The organism is Streptomyces sp. AK08-02, assembly GCF_033795085.1.
Lineage (GTDB): Bacteria > Actinomycetota > Actinomycetes > Streptomycetales > Streptomycetaceae > Streptomyces > Streptomyces echiniscabiei.
In genome coordinates this window covers 39,594-55,486 of record NZ_JARAZV010000004.1, presented here as the reverse complement: position 1 = coordinate 55,486, position 15,893 = coordinate 39,594, and the positions used below count along the sequence as shown (strand labels likewise).

Sequence of the window (15,893 nt, the reverse complement as noted above, 5' to 3'; positions counted from 1 at the left end):
GTGCGCAGCCGTTCCGCCCCCGCGTCACCCACCCTGGGGAGGACGTGGAAAGCGGCGTACTCCATCGGCAGTAGGACCCAATGAGTGCTCTGGTACGACGACAGGGTGCCCGCGAGGGGGGATCGTATTGACCATGGAAGCCGACCGTTCGCCGCGCCGGGCCCCGCGCCCTCGCTGCACGCAGAGGAGTTGCTCATGAGCGCCCTCGCGTTGTCCATTCTGCTGTCGCTCGTCTCCGCTGTCGCCTACGCGGGCGGGGCGATCCTGCAGGAACGTGTCGCGGATTCCGAACACGCCCGCTCCTACGCCGCCATGCGCAGGCCGGTGTGGTGGGCCGCCGTGGCGCTGAACGGGTTCGGTGGAGTGCTGCACGTGGTGGCGCTGGCCTTCGGCCCGCTGAGCGTCGTCCAGCCGATGGGCGCGCTGACCATCGTGTTCGCCCTGCCGATGGCGGCCCTGTTCGTGCGCCGCAAGGCCGGGGCCGCCGCCTGGCGGGGCGCGATCATGGCGACGCTCGGACTCGCGGGTCTGCTGTCCCTCGTCGGCACGTCCGAGGCGCAGTCCCTGGGCACCACCGAACGCGTGCTGCTGGCCGTCTTCACCGGCGCCGCGGTGGTGACGCTGATGGTGGCGGCCCGCGCCGCGCACCGGCACCCGGCGGTGCGCAGCACTCTGCTCGCGATCGCGTCCGGTATCGCCTTCGGTATGTCGTCGGTGTTCACCAAGGTGGTCGCCGTGGACTGGTCCGGTGGCCTCACGGCCGCGGATCTGCCCTCGCTGGCCCTGATCGGCGTGCTCGGTGCCTCCGGTCTGCTGCTGTCGCAGGCCGCCTACCGGGGTGGCGGCCTCACGGCCCCGCTCGCGACGCTGACGGTCGTGAACCCGGTGGTGGCGGCCGCGGTCGGCATCACGATGTTCGGCGAAACCTTCCGCTACGGCACCACGGGCACCATCCTCGCGCTGAGCTGCGGTGTGGTCGCGGCCGGCGGGCTGATCCTGCTCACCACGGAGCGACTGCAGCACGGCGCCCACGCCGACGCCCACCCGCTGCCCTCCGCCTTTCCTGCCCCTGCTTCCGCTGCTTCGGTACTCGCGGCACCGGTACCGGAGCAGACAGGGCTCGGCCACGAGGAGACGGCGGCGGTGACCGAGGAGCCCACCCGGCCGATTCCGGCCGCCGCGGTCTCGGCGGTGCTGGCCGCACCCTCGCAGGACACCTCCGACGAGGAGCCCCTCCCTTACGCGGCTTTCTACGGCATCCCCTACGTGCCGATCCCGATACCCGCCCGGGACCGGCACCGTATGCGGGTCAGATCCTGACGCCTCCGGCCCGGAGATAGGCCACCGGGTCGATGTCGCTGCCGAAGCCGGGCCCCGTCCGCACCTCGAAGTGCAGATGCGGGCCCGTGCTGTTGCCCGTGGAACCGGACCGGCCGATGCGCTGCCCGGCCGACACCGACTGTCCGGCCCGCACGGAGATCGCGGACAGGTGCGCGTACTGCGAGTAGCGCCCGTCGGCGTGCCGGATCACCACCTGGTAGCCGAAGGACCCGCCCCAGCCCGCGTCGACGACCTCGCCCACCCCGACCGCCCGTACCGAGGTTCCGGTGGGCACCGGGAAGTCGACGCCCGTGTGGTAGCCCTTCGACCAGGAGGAACCCGCCTTGTGGTAGGGCGTCCCGGTCGCGGCGCTCACGGGCGACATCAGCGTGCTGGTGGTCGTCTCCCTGGGAGCCTGGGTCGCCGCGGGCTTCTCGGCGGTGCGCGAAGGGGCCTTCTCCGTCCGGGACTTGCGGACGGGCTCGGCGGTGGCGGGGGCGCCGGGTGCGGCCTTCGTACGGAGGTTCAGTCGCTGGCCGGGGACGATGAGGTCCGGGTCGGCGCCGATCGTCTTGCGGTTGCCGGCGTACAGGCGCTGCCAGCCGCCCCGGACGGCGCGGTCGTCCGCGATGCCGGAGAGGGTGTCGCCGTGCACGACCGTGTACATCTCGGCGGTGCCCGCCTGGGACTGGGGTGTGGTCTGCGGTTTCACGTCACGGACGGTCCGCTGGGACGTCCGTTCCACTCCGGCCGAGTCGCGCGGGCCGCCCGTGGGATGGATGTCGGGGGTGTCGCCGCCCCGGGTGAGCCCGGCGCGCACCGAGCAGGCGGGCCAGGCGCCGGGGCCCTGCGCCTTGAGCACCTTCTCGGCCACGGCGATCTGCTGGTCCCGGGTGGCCAGATCCGCGCGTCCCGCGTAGGCGGTGCCGCCGTACGCCTCCCAGGTGGACTGGCTGAACTGGAGTCCGCCGTAGTACCCGTTGCCGGTGTTGATGCTCCAGTTGTTCGTCGACTCGCAGGCGGCGACCTTGTTCCAGGTCGCCATGTCCGCCGCGTCCGCCACTCCGGCGCCGACGAGCGGGAGCGCTATACCGGCGCCACCTGCGGTGACGGTGAGAGAGGCGCGGTTGATCCTGTTCGGTTGGTACCGGCGGTGCTTGCCGCGTACGGCCATGGAAGAGCCCCCTCACCTGTGCCAGGAGCCGCAAAAGTAAACGCTGCGAACAGGCCACACAAGCGGCAAACCAGCCTCTGTGCGGCCGAAGTACGTCTGCGGCGAGGCCGAAGTGGCCGGGAATACGCGTCGGTTGCGTGAGTGCTGAGGCAGTTGGGGGTTCTGGTGCGTATCTGCGTACGCAGGAACGGCCAACCCGGATGTGCGGTCGGCGTACCGGCACGTCAGGATGGTCCGCAAGGGCAATACTGACGAGCACGACACGAACGGCACCACCGATTCCAGGACCCACCGGCACCACCGTTTTCCAGGACCCACTAGGAGTCATCCGCATGAGCAACTCAGCCCAGATCGGCGTCACGGGACTCGCGGTGATGGGCCGCAACCTCGCCCGCAACTTCGCGCGCAACGGCTACACGGTCGCGCTGCACAACCGGACGGCGGCACGCACGCACGCCCTGGTCGAGGAGTTCGGGACCGAGGGCGACTTCATCGCGGCCGACACCGCCAAGGAGTTCGTGGCCGCGCTGGAACGGCCGCGCCGTCTGGTCGTCATGGTGAAGGCCGGTGAGCCGACCGACGCGGTGATCCAGGAGTTCGCCCCGCTCCTGGAGCCCGGTGACATGATCATCGACGGCGGCAACGCGCACTTCGCGGACACCCGGCGCCGGGAGCGCGACCTGCGCGAGCAGGGCATCCACTTCGTCGGCATGGGCGTCTCGGGCGGCGAGGAGGGCGCGCTGCTCGGCCCGAGCATCATGCCCGGCGGCCCGGTCGAGTCGTACGACTCCCTCGGACCGATGCTGGAGAAGATCTCCGCGAAGGCCGAGGACGGCACCCCCTGCGTCTCGCACGTGGGTCCCGACGGCGCCGGCCACTTCGTGAAGATGGTCCACAACGGCATCGAGTACGCCGACATGCAGCTGATCGGCGAGGCGTACCAGCTGCTGCGCGATGTCGCCGGGTACTCCCCCGCGCAGATCGCCGACATCTTCCGCACCTGGAACACGGGCCGCCTCGACTCCTACCTGATCGAGATCACCGCCGAGGTGCTGTCGCACGTGGACGCGGCGACGGGCAAGCCGTTCGTGGACGTGGTGGTGGACCAGGCCGAGCAGAAGGGCACCGGCCGCTGGACCGTGCAGATCGCCCTCGACCTGGGTGTGCCGGTGTCGGGCATCGCCGAGGCCGTCTTCGCCCGCTCCCTCTCCGGCCACGCGGCGCTGCGCGAGGCCTCGCGCGGTCTGGCCGGCCCGAAGGCGACCCCGCTGGGCGAGTCGGAGGCGGCGGCCTTCGCCGACCGCGTCGAGCAGGCGCTGTACGCGTCGAAGATCGTGTCGTACACGCAGGGCTTCCACGAGATCGCGGCGGGCGGCGCGGAGTACGACTGGGACATCGACCTCGGTGCGGTCTCCGCCCTCTGGCGCGGTGGCTGCATCATCCGGGCGGCCTTCCTGGACCGTATCCGCGCCGCGTACGACGCGCGGGCGGACCTGCCGAGCCTGCTGTCCGACGACACGTTCGCGCGGGAGATCGCGGGGGCGCAGGACGACTGGCGCGAGGTGCTGGTCGCGGCGACCCGCCAGGGTGTCCCGACGCCTGGCTTCGCGGCGGCCCTCGCGTACTACGACGCCCTGCGCGCGGAGCGGTTGCCTGCTGCGCTTACGCAGGGGCAGCGTGACTTCTTCGGCGCACACACGTACCGGCGCACGGACCGCGAGGGGGCGTTCCACACCCTGTGGGGCGGTGACCGGTCCGAGGTCACTGGCTGAGGGTCGCTCCGCGGGTTGGGCGGATGATTGGCCGCGGGCCTGTGGGGGTTGTTCGCGCAGTTCCCCGCGCCCCTTGAAGGCTCGTGAGGGTTGCTCCGCGGGATGGGCCGTTGTTTGCCGCGGGCCCGTGGGGGCTGTTCGCGCAGTTCCCCGCGCCCCCTGAGGGGCGCGTGAGGGTGGGCGGTCGGGTTTCCCGGCCGCCCACCTGGTGTTTGCGTCCCGGAGCCGCTTCAGTACAGCGGCGGGCCCGGTTCGGGGTCGGGTACCGGCTCGGGGCCCGGAGGCTGCGGGATCGGCGACGGGTCCGGGGACGGTACGGGAGTCGGTCCCGGGGGTTGGGGGCCCGGAGTCGGGTCCGGGTAGGGGCCGGGGGTGGGGCTCGGCGGGACAGGGCGGGGATACGGGTCCGGTTGCGTCACTGTGTGCTCCAGCCAGTGGGTACGTCGGCTCTGGACTTCTCCCCCGCGTACCCGGCGCACGTGCCCCCACTCACTCGGCGCGCTACTCACCCGGCGTCGGTGGCCCGTGACACCGCCGCGCCCGCCGCCAGACCCGGCCGGGGGCTGGACAGCACCGGCACCGCGGTGGTCGTCAGCGGCTGCGCCGGGGCCATGGAGGCCTGGGCGAGGATGATCGCGTCGGCGCTGTCGCCGGGGACGGAGTCCACCGCGTCGGCCACCGAACGGACGTAGCCCTCCGTGTCGCCCGCCTGGAAGAGGGCCCAGGCGCCGTCCACGAACAGGGTCAGCACGTCGGCGGGAAGCCCGGCACGACGCGCTTCCTCCTCGACGAGGGCCACCGTGGGCCCGAACGTGCTCTCCGAGGTCGCGACGACGACCACCCTCGGACCGAAGGCCACCGCCGCGGCGGCCATCGGACGGTCGACCCGTAGCACCGGCACCCCGACCTCCTCGGCGGCGGCCTCCGCGACACCGCCGATGGACGAGCAGGTACAGAGCACAGCGGCAGCGCCCCCGGCGACGGCCTGCACTAGGACGGCCCGGACAGCACCGGCCACGGCGTGGGGCCCGTCGGCCCGCGCCCTGATCAGCAGATCCTCGTGGACGAAGTGGACGAGTTCCAGGCCCGGGTGGTCCTCGTCGCACAGGGCGTCGAACACCGGGACGTGCAGGGGCGAGGTGTGCAGAAGGGCGAGCACGGTGCGAGGAGTCCCTTCGCCGGTCGACGTCGGATCAGCTCCGAGCGAGTCGGATCAGAAACGGTCGGGGTGTGCCGCGAGCCACTCCTTGGCGGCGCGGAGCAGGTCGGGGTCCGCCGCCGGGGCCTCGTCGGGGTGACGCTCGGCCCACTTCACGACGTACGGGCAGAGCGGGGCCACGACGATTCCCTCGCGGGCGGCCATGAGGTAGAGCTCGCGGGCCAGGGAACCCGCGATGCCCTTCCCCTCGTGCGCCGGCTCGACGATCGTGTGGACCGGGACCAGCGCGCGTCCGCGCGCGGCGAGCACGAAGTACTCGATACGGCCCACGACTTCCCCCGCCGCCACGGCCTCGAGGCGGCCCGCCGGCCGGTCGTCGCGGATCTCGATGTCACTCATGTGCACTCCTGGTCGGATCGTCGCATCGTCGCCGCGCCGGACGCACCGGATCGCCGCACGGTCAGACCGTGACCGCCTGCGGGCTGCGTTCCTGGTCCGAGCCCGGCACCGGCTCGGCCGGGTCGGCGCCCAACGCCACGACGCGGTTGCCCTGGTCCACATGGACCACCTTGGGCCGCAGCGCCCGCGCCTCGGCGTCGGTCACCTGAGCGTAACTGATGATGATCACCAGATCTCCGGGATGGACAAGGTGGGCCGCCGCCCCGTTGATCCCGACGACACCGGACCCCCGTTCACCCTCGATGACGTACGTCTCCAGCCGGGCGCCGTTGGTGATGTCGACGATGTGCACGAGCTCACCGGGCAGCAGGTCGGCGGCGTCGAGGAGGTCGGCGTCAATGGTCACGGAGCCGACGTAGTACAGGTCGGCCTGGGTGACGGTGGCGCGGTGGATCTTGGACTTGAATATCGTACGCATCATCGAGGCACTCCTGTGAGATAGGCTCCCTGCCTGCGTTTTTGCAGGTCAAGGTCCGTTTCCTCACCCTACAACGAGTCGCATGTCCGGGCAGCATTCCCCAGGTTTCTCAGGACTCATGCTGACCACTTGCCGACTTTCCTGACGCATCATCAGGTTGTGGCGGGAGGATTCCGCTCGCCCTCCCGGGCCCCATCGCGACGACTTCCCAAGCCCACGCAGCGCCCCCTCGGGTATCCGCGATCGCCATCACCCCGACGAGCTGACAGGGGTTCCATAGCCGCCCATGACCACGCGGAAGGTTCTCCTGGGCGCCGCGGGGAGCTCGACGCAGCGCGGCAACCTAGCAGCGAATCGCGGGTCGTCAAAGCCGACGATTCTCATGGCCATGGCCACGGCCCGACCGGCGCCCCTTCGGAGACACGGGGCGGGTGCCAAGAATCTTCGAAACCCAGCCAGAGCAGAACGCGGCCCACCGCAGCGATCAGCCCCGGCCAGCCTCAAGGAGCCCTCCTTGCCCATGGAACCGCAGCCGCACCTCAACGAACGCCGCACCGAGATCTTCGACTTCATCGAAGGCTGGTACAACCTGCACCGACTGCACAGCAGCCTCGACCACCGCAGTGCTCTCTGGGTGTTGGCTTCCATCGGGTCCGAGGAGCTGGTCTCCCAGGCCGCGCGCCACCGGGGGAGGCCCTGGCGTTGCTTGCCCCCCTGTACCCGCAGCCCGGGAGTGACTACCACCGACGTGCTGATGCCTGACTCGGCAGCGGAATCATCGGTGCCGAAGCGGGGGCAGGACGCTGGTCGGGCTGGCGCGGCGATCGGGGCAGGGAGGTCAGCGAGTCGCCGGACGAGGACGTCGCTGATGGAATCCGCTGTGGACAGATCACGCGCGTCCACCGGCTGCCTCAGGAGCGCGGCGGCGTTGCGGCCAACCTGTTCCGCCTCGTGGAGGCCGGCGGCCAGGGCGGGTGTCCGACGGCAGCACGGCCAGGACGGTCTGCGTGTGCCTGTGCTCCAGGGGAGCGGGGAGGCGTTGTCCGTTCGCGTGCATGACCGCCATCGGCGCCTGGGCCGCGGCATCGTAGGCGGCGCGGAGGTGTTCTGCGGTGAGTTGGGTGGCTTCGTCCTGCTGGTCATGACTGCGGGCGGCGTGCCGGCGGGCGGCGGCGATGGCGGCCAGGAGCAGAACGTCCATGACCACGGCGGTGGTGGTCCCGTCCGTGCCGCCGTCGACTGCGGGGGGATGAATGATCTGACGGGCCGCGCGGCGCAGGGCCCGCGTCTGCGGGTCTCGAGCCTGGACGTGGGAGCGGGTGGCGCGCTCGAAATACCGTACGGCGTCGCGCAGTTCGGTGCCCGCGTGCCCAGGGGAGGTCTGGGCGAGGGCGTCGAGGACCTCGCCGACCCCGTTCATATGGGCCGCGACCGTCCCGTCGTCGGCGGAGGCCATCGCTACCAGGACGTCCTCAGTGGCCTCCGTGGCGAACAGGTGGCCCGGGCGGGTGCCGACCCGCCGAGGGGCGTTGCGGGGGCGGGTATGTGCTGCAATGGGTGAGTGAAGTTTGAGCATGACAACATGGCCGGTGTCCGCCTGGCTGTGGCGCTGGTGAATCTTGAGGCGGATGGTTCGTGGCGGGCCGAAGCGTTGGAGCAGGTGCTTGAGCGTCATGCGATTCGGCGTGCCCGGGTGACCGGTTCGGCCGGCGAGGAGATCCGGGTGTGGTCGCGGCGGTTGCGGCCCGTTTTCGAGGCTGCCTCGCAGGACGCACGGTGCGAGACGGTCAACGCCCTGCTCGCCGACGGTGCCGGAAGGGTCTTTCTGACCACGCACGACGGGTTGCGGCCACATCTGCACTTCGCGCCGGACGGCAAGGACGTGCAGAGCCGTGTGCGGGCCGTGACCGCGGGCGGGCTGGCCATCTTCGCCCTGGAGGCGGAGGGCCGGCGGCTGGGGGTGTGCGCGTTGGATTCATGCCGGACGGCTTTCGCCGACACCAGCCGCAATGGTCGCCGCGCCTACTGCAGTGCTCGCTGTGCCAACACGGACGCGGTCCGCCGCCATCGTACGAAGCAGGGCTGACGGCCGCGGGCCTGGTGGTCAGGTGGGGATGAGGGCCGCGACGAGCGGGACGGCGGCGATGCCCATGACGGTCTGTGCCGCGGTGATGCCGGCCATCATCGGTGCGTCGCCGCCGAGCTGTCGGGCCATGATGTACGACGACGATGCCGTGGGCAGTGCCTGGAAGAGCACGGCGACGAGCAGTGCCGACGCCCCGAGGCCGAGAGGCCGGGCCAGCAGGTAGGTCACGGTCGGCATGAGGACGAACTTCATGGCCGAGGACGTGAGGATCGGGCCCGTCCATGCGCGCGCCCGGCCGAAGCGCAGCGCGGCGCCGATGCACAGCAGTCCCAGCGGCATCGAAGCGGCTCCGAGCGACTGCAGGGCGGGTTCGATGCCCGGTGGCAGACCCAGGTTCAGGGTCCGGAGGAGGCCGCCTGCCACGCAGGCGAGGATGAGCGGGTTGGTCGCCAGTTGCCGGGCGATGCCCGTGAGACTCAGGCGGGCGCCGCCGAACCGGGCGAAGACCAGCACGCACAGCACGTTGGCCGTGGGCACGATCGCCGCGTTGCAGACAGCGGCCATGGCCACACCCTGTGTGCCGTACAGGCCGGAGGCGATGGTCACGCCGATGTAGTTGTTGAACCGGATGCTGCCCTGGAAGACCGAGGTGAAACCGTCGCCGGGCAGCCGCATCAGGGGCCTCAGGGCGATGACCAGCGCGGCGACCACCACGGTGGAAGCGACCAGGACGGCTGTCAGGGCTCCCACCGGAAGGTCATGGGTGTCGGCCGTCGCGAGACTGTGCAGGAACAACGCCGGCAACAGCACTCGGTAACCGAGGCTCTCGGCCCCGGACCAGAAGCTCTCGCCCCGGATCATCGACCGCTTGACGGCGAAGCCGAGCCCGGTCAGCAGGACGACCGGTATCAGGGCCTTGAGCGTGAGTGTGATCATGAGGCGACCTCGTCGAGGACGTCCAGGCCGTCCAGGACATCGACCACGGTGCGGCAGCCCGCTTCCAGCGTGGTGATGTCGGTGGCGAAGGAGAGCCGCAGATGGCCCGGCGCGCCGAAGGCGCTGCCCGGCACCGTTGCGCATCCCGCGTCCAGGAGTGCGTCCGCCACCGCGAGATCGTCACCGGTCGCATGGCGCGGGAAGAGGTAGAACGCGCCGTCGGGAGCCGTCGTTTCCAGGTGTGGGCTCCGGCGCAGGATCGCCAGCGCGGCGTCCCGGCGGCGGTGGTAGACCGCCCGCCGCTCCGCCAGGATTTCCTGGGGCCCGTCCAGGGCGGCGACGGCCGCCAACTGGCTCACGGCCGCCGTCTGAGTGCAGTTCTGCGTCTGTACGGCGGTGACGGCGCGCACGAGGCCGGGCGGGCCCAGACCCCAGCCGACGCGCCAGCCGGTCATCGCGTACGCCTTGGATACGCCGTCGACGAGCAGGATCCGCTCCCGCAGATCCGGTGCGACCTGCGCGAGGCCGACATGCTCCCGGTCGTCGTAGCGGATGTGGGCGTAGATCTCGTCGGACAGGACCGTGACGTTGGGGTGGGGCCGCAGCACCTCCGCGAGGGCCGCCAGTTCGTCATGGCTGCAGGTGGCGCCGGAAGGATTGCCGGGAGCGTTCAGCACGACCCAGCGCGTCCGTTCGGTGATGGCCTCCCGCAGAGCTTCCGGGGTAAGCCTGAAGCCCGACTCGGCGGGGCAGTCGACGACCACCGGCAGCCCGCCGCACAGGCGGATCATGGCGGGGTAGCTCGGCCAGTACGGCGCCGGGACGATCACCTCGTCCCCCGGGCGCAGGGTGGCGAAGAACGCGTTGAAGATGACCTGTTTCGCCCCGCACCCCACCGCTACCTGGGCGTCCGCGTACTCCAGTCCGCGATCCCGTTCCACCGCGTGCCGCACGGCCCGGCGCAGTTCGGGCAGGCCGGCTGCGGGGCTGTAGCCCAGTGCGCGGCCGGCCGCGCACTGGGCCGCGGCGATGACGTGGCCGGGCGGGGCGAAATCGGGCTCACCGAGCGTGAGGTCGACGATGTGACGGCCCTGCGCGCGATGCTCGGCCGCGCGGCGGGCCATCTCGAGGATGGGCGATCCGGCAGGCGTCCCCGGGCGACCGGTCACCGCGTATCCCTCCCATGGGGGAGGGACAGCCGCGCATGGCCGGAGGGCAAGGGCATTCTGTGCCGCGGAGGCAGACGCCCCGGGGCACCGAGTATCGAAGCAGGCATACGGACAGACTGATGTAACCGTGCGGGGCACTACAACCATTACACGACAGGCTCGGGAGCGAACGAAAGGGCTGGTCACAGCTGTCCGTCGAGCCATCTCGGACGGCGGACCGGCGCACCCTCGCCCTGGCGAACAGTGGATTCCAGTCGCCCGGACACATCCCGACTCGCCACCCTCCGGTACACGGAAGCGCCGACCATGAACCGAAAACGCGGTCAGTGCTCAGGGGTTGCTGTGAAGTCAGCGGTGATGGGCCGTCGACTTCTCTGCCGTGGCGGCTCGCGTCCTCCGGGCAGGACACCTGGGCAGAGCCGTCCTTGTTCGTGCGGCTGTGCTCGCGACGACCGCATTCGGGTCAGGCTTCAGAGAAGGGAGGAGAGACCGTCGAGGAGTCTGTCCACGTCGTCGGCAGTGTTGTACGGTGCCAGGCCCACCCGCAGGGCGGGGTCCTGCAGCTTCAAGGCGGCGAAGGGCTCGTACGCGTAGAACGACCCGGCGGGGGCCAGGATGCCGCGTGCGGCCAGGCGCGCCTGGGCCTCGCGGGCATCGCGGCCTTCGAGAGTCATCAGGAGGGTCGGGGTACGGTCGGCCGCCTTCGAGTGCACGGTGACGAGATCACCCAGAGCGCGCAGACCGTCGTGCAGCGTCGTACGCAGCGTCTGCTCGTGCTCGTGCAGAGAGCCCAGAGAATGTGCGAGCCGCTCCCTGCGCGTGGCTCCTGCACCCGGGTCGATCGCGGCGAGGAACTCCACGGAGGCCGTGGCTCCCGCCAGGATCTCGTAGGGCAGCGTGCCGAACTCGAAGCGCTCCGGCACGGTGTCGGGGGACGGCAGGAGCTTGTCCGGCTGGAGGGTTTCGAGGAGGCCGGGCGCTCCTGCGAGCACGCCGCAGTGCGGTCCGAGGAGCTTGTACGGCGAGCAGACGAACAGGTCCGCACCCATCGCGGGCACGTCCACCAAGTGATGGGCGGCGTAGTGCACCCCGTCCACGTACACCAGGGCGCCGACCTCGTGGGCCCGGTCGGCGATCCGGCGTACCGGCGGCTTGGTGCCCAGCACGTTCGAGGCCGCTGTGACCGCGACCAGCCGGGTCCGGGGCGACAGCGCCCGCTCGAACGAATCGAGGTCCAGCTCCGTCGTCCCGGCGTCGATCTCGATCCAGCGGACCGTCACTCCCGCGCGCTCGGCCGCCTGGACCCAGGGGCGGACGTTGCAGTCGTGGTCCAGGCGGCTGAGGACGATCTCGTCGCCCGCCTTCCAGCCCTTGGCCAGGTGACGGGAGAAGTCGTACGTGAGCTGGGTGGCGCTGCGCCCGTGGACGATGCCATCGGCAGGCATGCTGAGCAGGTCGGCGTAGGCGGCGCGGAACTCCGTGACGGCGCGCTCGGCGTTCAGCTCGGACGGGCTGACAACACCCCGGTTGGAGAGGGGGCCGGTCAGCGTCGCGGTGATGGCGTCGGCGACGGGGCGGGGGGTCTGGGTCCCGCCCGGGCCGTCGAAGAAGACGAGGCCGTGGTCGAGGGAGGGGAAGTGGGCCCGGAGAGCGGTCAGGTCGATGGCCATGGCCTCGGCTTTCTGCAGAAGTGGGGACCGATCCTGCGAACGGCTGCCGACTGCCGGCGACAGCGAGGACGACAGTGCGGGTGGGGCGCGCCCTTCCGGCCCGTTGCCTAGACTCTGGCACCGGTGGAAGAACACGTAAAGCGATGGATCGAGAAGGGAAAGTTCACGAGTCGTGAAGTCTCAGCCGGATCTGAAGCTTTTGTCCACGTTCATGGCCGTGGTGGACCGTGGCTCCATGGCCGAAGCTGCGGCAGCTCTCGGCTACGTACCCTCCGCGGTGTCCCAGCACATCGCCGCGCTGGAGCGTGACATGGGCATCGAGCTGGTCCTCCGCCGCCCGGGCAGCCGGCTGATCCTCACAGCGGCCGGCCGCTCCCTCGCGCAAGCGGCCGAGACGCTCTTCGACGCGACCGCCCGATTCCAGGACACTGCCAACGGCATCTCGAACCGTGAAATCGCCGAACTGCGCGTCGGTGCCTATCCCAGCGCGATGAGTCACCTGCTCCCCGGGATCCTGTCCGTTCTCAAGCCTCGTGGCTTCAGCCCCCGCATCCGCCTCATCATCGTGGAGACGGACAAAGGGTTGCCCAAGGTCAAATCGGGTGACCTCGACCTACTCATCGCCTACCGGTACCTGCCCGAGGACCCACCGACCGCCTCCGGTGAGTGGACCATCACTTCTGTGGGGCACGAACCGCTGGTCCTTGTCACGGGCACCCGGCAGGAACGTCGCCCGATGGACCTGGCGGAATGCCTTGAGATGGAATGGACGTCGGGCCACACACACAGTCCCGATCGGCGTCTGCTGCATCGCTGGGCCGGAGAACTGGGGATCTCTCCCGACGTCACGCTGGAAACCGAGGACCTGCACAGCATGCTTGCCATGATCAGATCCGGTTTGGCGGTGGGACTGATCCCAGCGACTCTCATCAGCGGAGAGAAGGACAGGTCCGGAGTCGAACGGGTTGTCCTTCCACCCGGAGCCACGACCCTCCACCGCGAGATCCTCGCCGTGAGCAGACCAGGCACCCGCCTCCCCATCATCAACGAGTTGGTCACGTTGCTGAACGAGGCTTTGGGGAGAGTCCGGTTGTAGGGGGTCGAGAAGTCCGGGTCCTGACGGTTCTACGGACCGGCTACCGATTGTGCCGCCCACCACGCGGCGATCTGGGCCCGGGAGGAGAAACTGAGTTTGGTCAGGATTCGGTCGACGTGACTGTCGATGGTGCGTGGCGACAGCACGAGTTCGGCGGCGATCCGCCGGTTGGTCATGCCCAGGGCCACCAGTGCGGCTACCTGCTCCTCCCTGCGGGTCAGTGGGCTCTCGGATGCCGTAGCCGCGTCCGGACGGGTCGTACGGGCACCGGTCTCGGTCTGGCTCTCCAGGGCGTAGTCGATGGCTGCGGCAGCGCCGTCGAGCGCGGCGCCGTCCTGCAGCGCCTGTTCGTACCCGTCATGGCCCAGAGCCTGGCGCACCTCGGTCGAGCAGCGGTCATGGAACTCCGTGTCCTGCGGCTCGCCCATGGCGATGGTGACGTCGATGTCGTGGCGTAGCGACCGCGCCAGACCCAGGAGGCGGCCGGCCCGCCGATGGTCACCGCCTGAAGCGGTGATCCAGGCCAGCTGCTCCACCATCTTGGCGATGCCGAAGGTGTCGTCGAAGCCCCGCAACGCCTCCAGTGCGGACCGCGCCAAGGTGTCGGCCTCCGACAGTTCGCCCAGTGTCCAGGCACGACGGCCCATGGCCATGAGCAGATGAGCACGGGCCCATTGCTCACCGTGGGTCTCAGCGGCCGCGAGGGCTTCCCGCGCGATCTGGGGCGCGCGCGGGTTCTCGGCCGCGTTGCTGACGATGGCCAGTGTGCACAGCCAGGTCACCGTGCCGAACCGGTCACCGAGTGCGGTGTGGTCAGCCACTGCCTGCTCCACATGGGAGAACGCTTCCGCTACCCGGCCCTGGAACAGCGTCGACACGCCCCAGTAGCCGCGCACACGGGCGGAGAGGGCTGGTTCGCCCAGCCGCTCGGCAAGTGCGCCGGCCTCCGTCAGCCACCCGTCCGCTGCCGACAGGTCGGACTGCAACAGCGCCATGTGCGCGGCCGCCACCAATGCGTGAGCCCGCGCCGGAGTGGGGTCTGGCGCCTCCGTGAGAGCTCTCTCCAGCTGCCGCCGTCCCTCGCTGCGGAATCCACCCGCGACCCAGTAATAGAGGAGGGCGTCGGCCAATGCCAGCGTGGCCTGCGGGTCATCGCAACAGGACGCGTCGCGCGGCATCGCCGAGTTCAGCGTCGACGGCACGTTCCGGTACGCCAAGGCTGTCAGCAGATTGCCGTGCTCGGCCCGTAGCCGTGCCAGGATCTCCGGCTGACGCGGCCGCGGGTTGCACCAGTTCTCGTGGAGGCTCTTGGCCAGGGCGAGATAGAAGTCACGGTGCCATCGCCGCACCCGCTGGTCCTCGCGGGCGTCGTCGGTCAAACGCTCGCACCCGTACTGGCGAATGGTCTCCAGCAGCCGGTAACGGGGCGCTCCTCCGTGATGGGCGCACTCCACCAGCGACTGATTGACCAGCCTGTCCAGCAGGTCCACGACATCACTCCGCTCGACTGCCCCGCCCGTGCACACGTCCTCGACGGCGTCCAGCGTGAAACTCCCGGCGAACACCGACAACCGGGCCCACAGCACCTGTTCCGCGGGGGTGCACAGATCCCAGCTCCAGTCGATGGCCGCGCGCAGCGTTCGCTGATGGGGTCGCGCCGTTCGACTGCCGGCCGTGAGCAGTGCGAACCGGTCCTCCAGCCGTTCCGCCACCTGTTCCACCGACAGGGTGCGCAGCCGGGAGGCGGCCAGCTCGATCGCAAGCGGCAACCCGTCCAGATCCGCGCACAAGCGACTGACTGTTTTCCTGTTCTCGTCGGTGACCTGGAAGCCCGGTCGCACTGCCGAGGTCCGGTCCCGCAACAGCTCTGCCGCTTCCGGCCCGTCGAGCGCCGGAACCGGAAAGACGTGCTCACCCGTCAGCGCCAAGGGCTCCCGGCTGGTGGCCAGGACCCGCAACCCGGGCGCCGCCTCCAGCAGTTCCTGTGCCAGTTCCGCGCACGCGTCGAGCAGATGCTCGCAGTTGTCCAGCACCAGCAGCACCCGGCGCCCGGACAGATGGGCGGCGAGCTGCTCACGGACCGGCCGGACACCTTGGTCGGACAGACCCAGCGCGGCTCCGGCCACTCCCGGCACGGCAGCCGGTTCGTGCACAGAGGCCAGGCCGACCAGCCACACCCCGTCCGGGAACGCCTTCGACGACGCTGCGGCCGTCTCCCGGGCCAGCCGGGTCTTGCCCACCCCGCCCGCTCCGGTCAGCGTCACCAGCCGCGCCGCCCCCAGCAGACGCCGCACCTCGGCAACCTCCCGCCCTCGTCCCACGAAACTCGTGAGCGGAGCAGGCAGGCCGTTCCCCCTTCTCCTCGTGCCCGTCATGTTCCGCAGGCCACCTTCGGACACCGACAGCCGGGAACCGGTGCTGACCGAACCGTCTCGTGAGACATAGGCTTGACCCGTATCCCTGGCAGTCCCCGAACTGACGCACGACTCGCCTCCGCTGAATGCGTGGCGGTGGCGGGCGACGGCCCCCGGCGTCTCGGGCGCCTGCCTCCAAGCGCCGGCGGCCCCTCTCGACCGCCCGGGCGTTCGCCTCCGGCCCGGTGGGAATCCACCCCGACGGCCCCCGGGCGAGCGT

The 15,893-nt window shown here is 70.5% G+C and carries 13 protein-coding genes; 4 read left to right on the top strand and 9 right to left on the bottom strand.

What is annotated here, in order from left to right; genetic code table 11:
- Positions 1-195: 195 nt before the first annotated feature.
- On the top strand, positions 196-1,320 hold the full coding sequence (locus PV734_RS09110; protein WP_319091056.1) for a DMT family transporter: 1,125 nt from the start codon (positions 196-198) through the stop codon (positions 1,318-1,320).
- Here PV734_RS09110 and PV734_RS09105 read toward each other — a convergent pair.
- A complete protein-coding gene (locus PV734_RS09105) occupies positions 1,310-2,494 on the bottom strand; it encodes a transglycosylase family protein (protein WP_319091057.1) in 1,185 nt (394 codons plus the stop codon). The genes PV734_RS09110 and PV734_RS09105 overlap by 11 nt on opposite strands.
- A 332-nt stretch (positions 2,495-2,826) precedes the next feature.
- On the opposite strand from PV734_RS09105, the gene gndA reads away from it, so the two are divergent.
- Positions 2,827-4,266 (top strand): NADP-dependent phosphogluconate dehydrogenase, encoded by a 1,440-nt coding sequence (gndA, locus tag PV734_RS09100; RefSeq protein ID WP_319289222.1) that lies wholly within the window; start codon positions 2,827-2,829, stop codon positions 4,264-4,266.
- Between the two features lie 505 nt (positions 4,267-4,771).
- Here the strand turns inward: gndA and PV734_RS09095 are convergent.
- The 4 genes from PV734_RS09095 to PV734_RS09080 form a co-directional block, all read right to left on the bottom strand.
- Complete coding sequence (locus PV734_RS09095) at positions 4,772-5,425, bottom strand: aspartate/glutamate racemase family protein (protein WP_319289221.1); 654 nt, start codon at positions 5,423-5,425, stop codon at positions 4,772-4,774.
- Positions 5,426-5,479: 54 nt separating this feature from the next.
- The gene (locus tag PV734_RS09090) at positions 5,480-5,824 is read right to left on the bottom strand and encodes a GNAT family N-acetyltransferase (protein WP_319091060.1); all 345 of its coding nucleotides are present in this window, start codon (positions 5,822-5,824) and stop codon (positions 5,480-5,482) included.
- Between the two features lie 61 nt (positions 5,825-5,885).
- Positions 5,886-6,305, bottom strand: a complete 420-nt coding sequence (gene panD, locus PV734_RS09085) for an aspartate 1-decarboxylase (protein ID WP_319289220.1) — start codon at positions 6,303-6,305, stop codon at positions 5,886-5,888.
- Between the two features lie 886 nt (positions 6,306-7,191).
- Positions 7,192-7,758 carry a hypothetical protein gene (locus PV734_RS09080; protein ID WP_319091062.1) on the bottom strand — a complete coding sequence of 189 codons (567 nt, stop codon included), beginning with the start codon at positions 7,756-7,758 and terminating at the stop codon, positions 7,192-7,194.
- 105 nt (positions 7,759-7,863) lie between these two features.
- Here PV734_RS09080 and PV734_RS09075 point away from each other — a divergent pair, with 105 nt between their 5' ends.
- Positions 7,864-8,388 (top strand): CGNR zinc finger domain-containing protein, encoded by a 525-nt coding sequence (locus tag PV734_RS09075; protein WP_319091063.1) that lies wholly within the window; start codon positions 7,864-7,866, stop codon positions 8,386-8,388.
- 18 nt (positions 8,389-8,406) lie between these two features.
- On the opposite strand, the gene PV734_RS09070 is transcribed toward PV734_RS09075, so the two are convergent.
- From PV734_RS09070 to PV734_RS09060, 3 genes are all read right to left on the bottom strand, one after another.
- A complete protein-coding gene (locus PV734_RS09070) occupies positions 8,407-9,324 on the bottom strand; it encodes an AEC family transporter (RefSeq protein ID WP_319091064.1) in 918 nt (305 codons plus the stop codon).
- Positions 9,321-10,448 carry a pyridoxal phosphate-dependent aminotransferase gene (locus PV734_RS09065; RefSeq protein ID WP_319091065.1) on the bottom strand — a complete coding sequence of 376 codons (1,128 nt, stop codon included), beginning with the start codon at positions 10,446-10,448 and terminating at the stop codon, positions 9,321-9,323. Before PV734_RS09065 ends, PV734_RS09070 begins: the two co-directional genes overlap by 4 nt.
- 515 nt (positions 10,449-10,963) lie before the next feature.
- The gene (locus tag PV734_RS09060; protein WP_319289219.1) at positions 10,964-12,163 is read right to left on the bottom strand and encodes a cysteine desulfurase-like protein; all 1,200 of its coding nucleotides are present in this window, start codon (positions 12,161-12,163) and stop codon (positions 10,964-10,966) included.
- A gap of 172 nt (positions 12,164-12,335) precedes the next feature.
- Between PV734_RS09060 and PV734_RS09055 the strand changes: the two genes are divergently transcribed.
- The gene (locus PV734_RS09055; RefSeq protein ID WP_319091067.1) at positions 12,336-13,259 is read left to right on the top strand and encodes a LysR family transcriptional regulator; all 924 of its coding nucleotides are present in this window, start codon (positions 12,336-12,338) and stop codon (positions 13,257-13,259) included.
- A gap of 29 nt (positions 13,260-13,288) precedes the next feature.
- Here the strand turns inward: PV734_RS09055 and PV734_RS09050 are convergent, their stop codons facing one another.
- On the bottom strand, positions 13,289-15,553 hold the full coding sequence (locus tag PV734_RS09050) for an ATP-binding protein (protein WP_319289218.1): 2,265 nt from the start codon (positions 15,551-15,553) through the stop codon (positions 13,289-13,291).
- Positions 15,554-15,893: the final 340 nt, after the last annotated feature.

Coding starts and splice junctions, on each gene's coding strand:
- PV734_RS09110 (WP_319091056.1), top strand. CDS start 196: ATGAGCGCCCTCGCGTTGTCCATTCTGCTGTCGCTCGTCTCCGCTGTC.
- PV734_RS09105 (WP_319091057.1), bottom strand. CDS start 2,494: ATGGCCGTACGCGGCAAGCACCGCCGGTACCAACCGAACAGGATCAAC.
- gndA (WP_319289222.1), top strand. CDS start 2,827: ATGAGCAACTCAGCCCAGATCGGCGTCACGGGACTCGCGGTGATGGGC.
- PV734_RS09090 (WP_319091060.1), bottom strand. CDS start 5,824: ATGAGTGACATCGAGATCCGCGACGACCGGCCGGCGGGCCGCCTCGAG.
- panD (WP_319289220.1), bottom strand. CDS start 6,305: ATGATGCGTACGATATTCAAGTCCAAGATCCACCGCGCCACCGTCACC.
- PV734_RS09080 (WP_319091062.1), bottom strand. CDS start 7,758: ATGGCCTCCGCCGACGACGGGACGGTCGCGGCCCATATGAACGGGGTC.
- PV734_RS09070 (WP_319091064.1), bottom strand. CDS start 9,324: ATGATCACACTCACGCTCAAGGCCCTGATACCGGTCGTCCTGCTGACC.
- PV734_RS09065 (WP_319091065.1), bottom strand. CDS start 10,448: ATGGCCCGCCGCGCGGCCGAGCATCGCGCGCAGGGCCGTCACATCGTC.
- PV734_RS09060 (WP_319289219.1), bottom strand. CDS start 12,163: ATGGCCATCGACCTGACCGCTCTCCGGGCCCACTTCCCCTCCCTCGAC.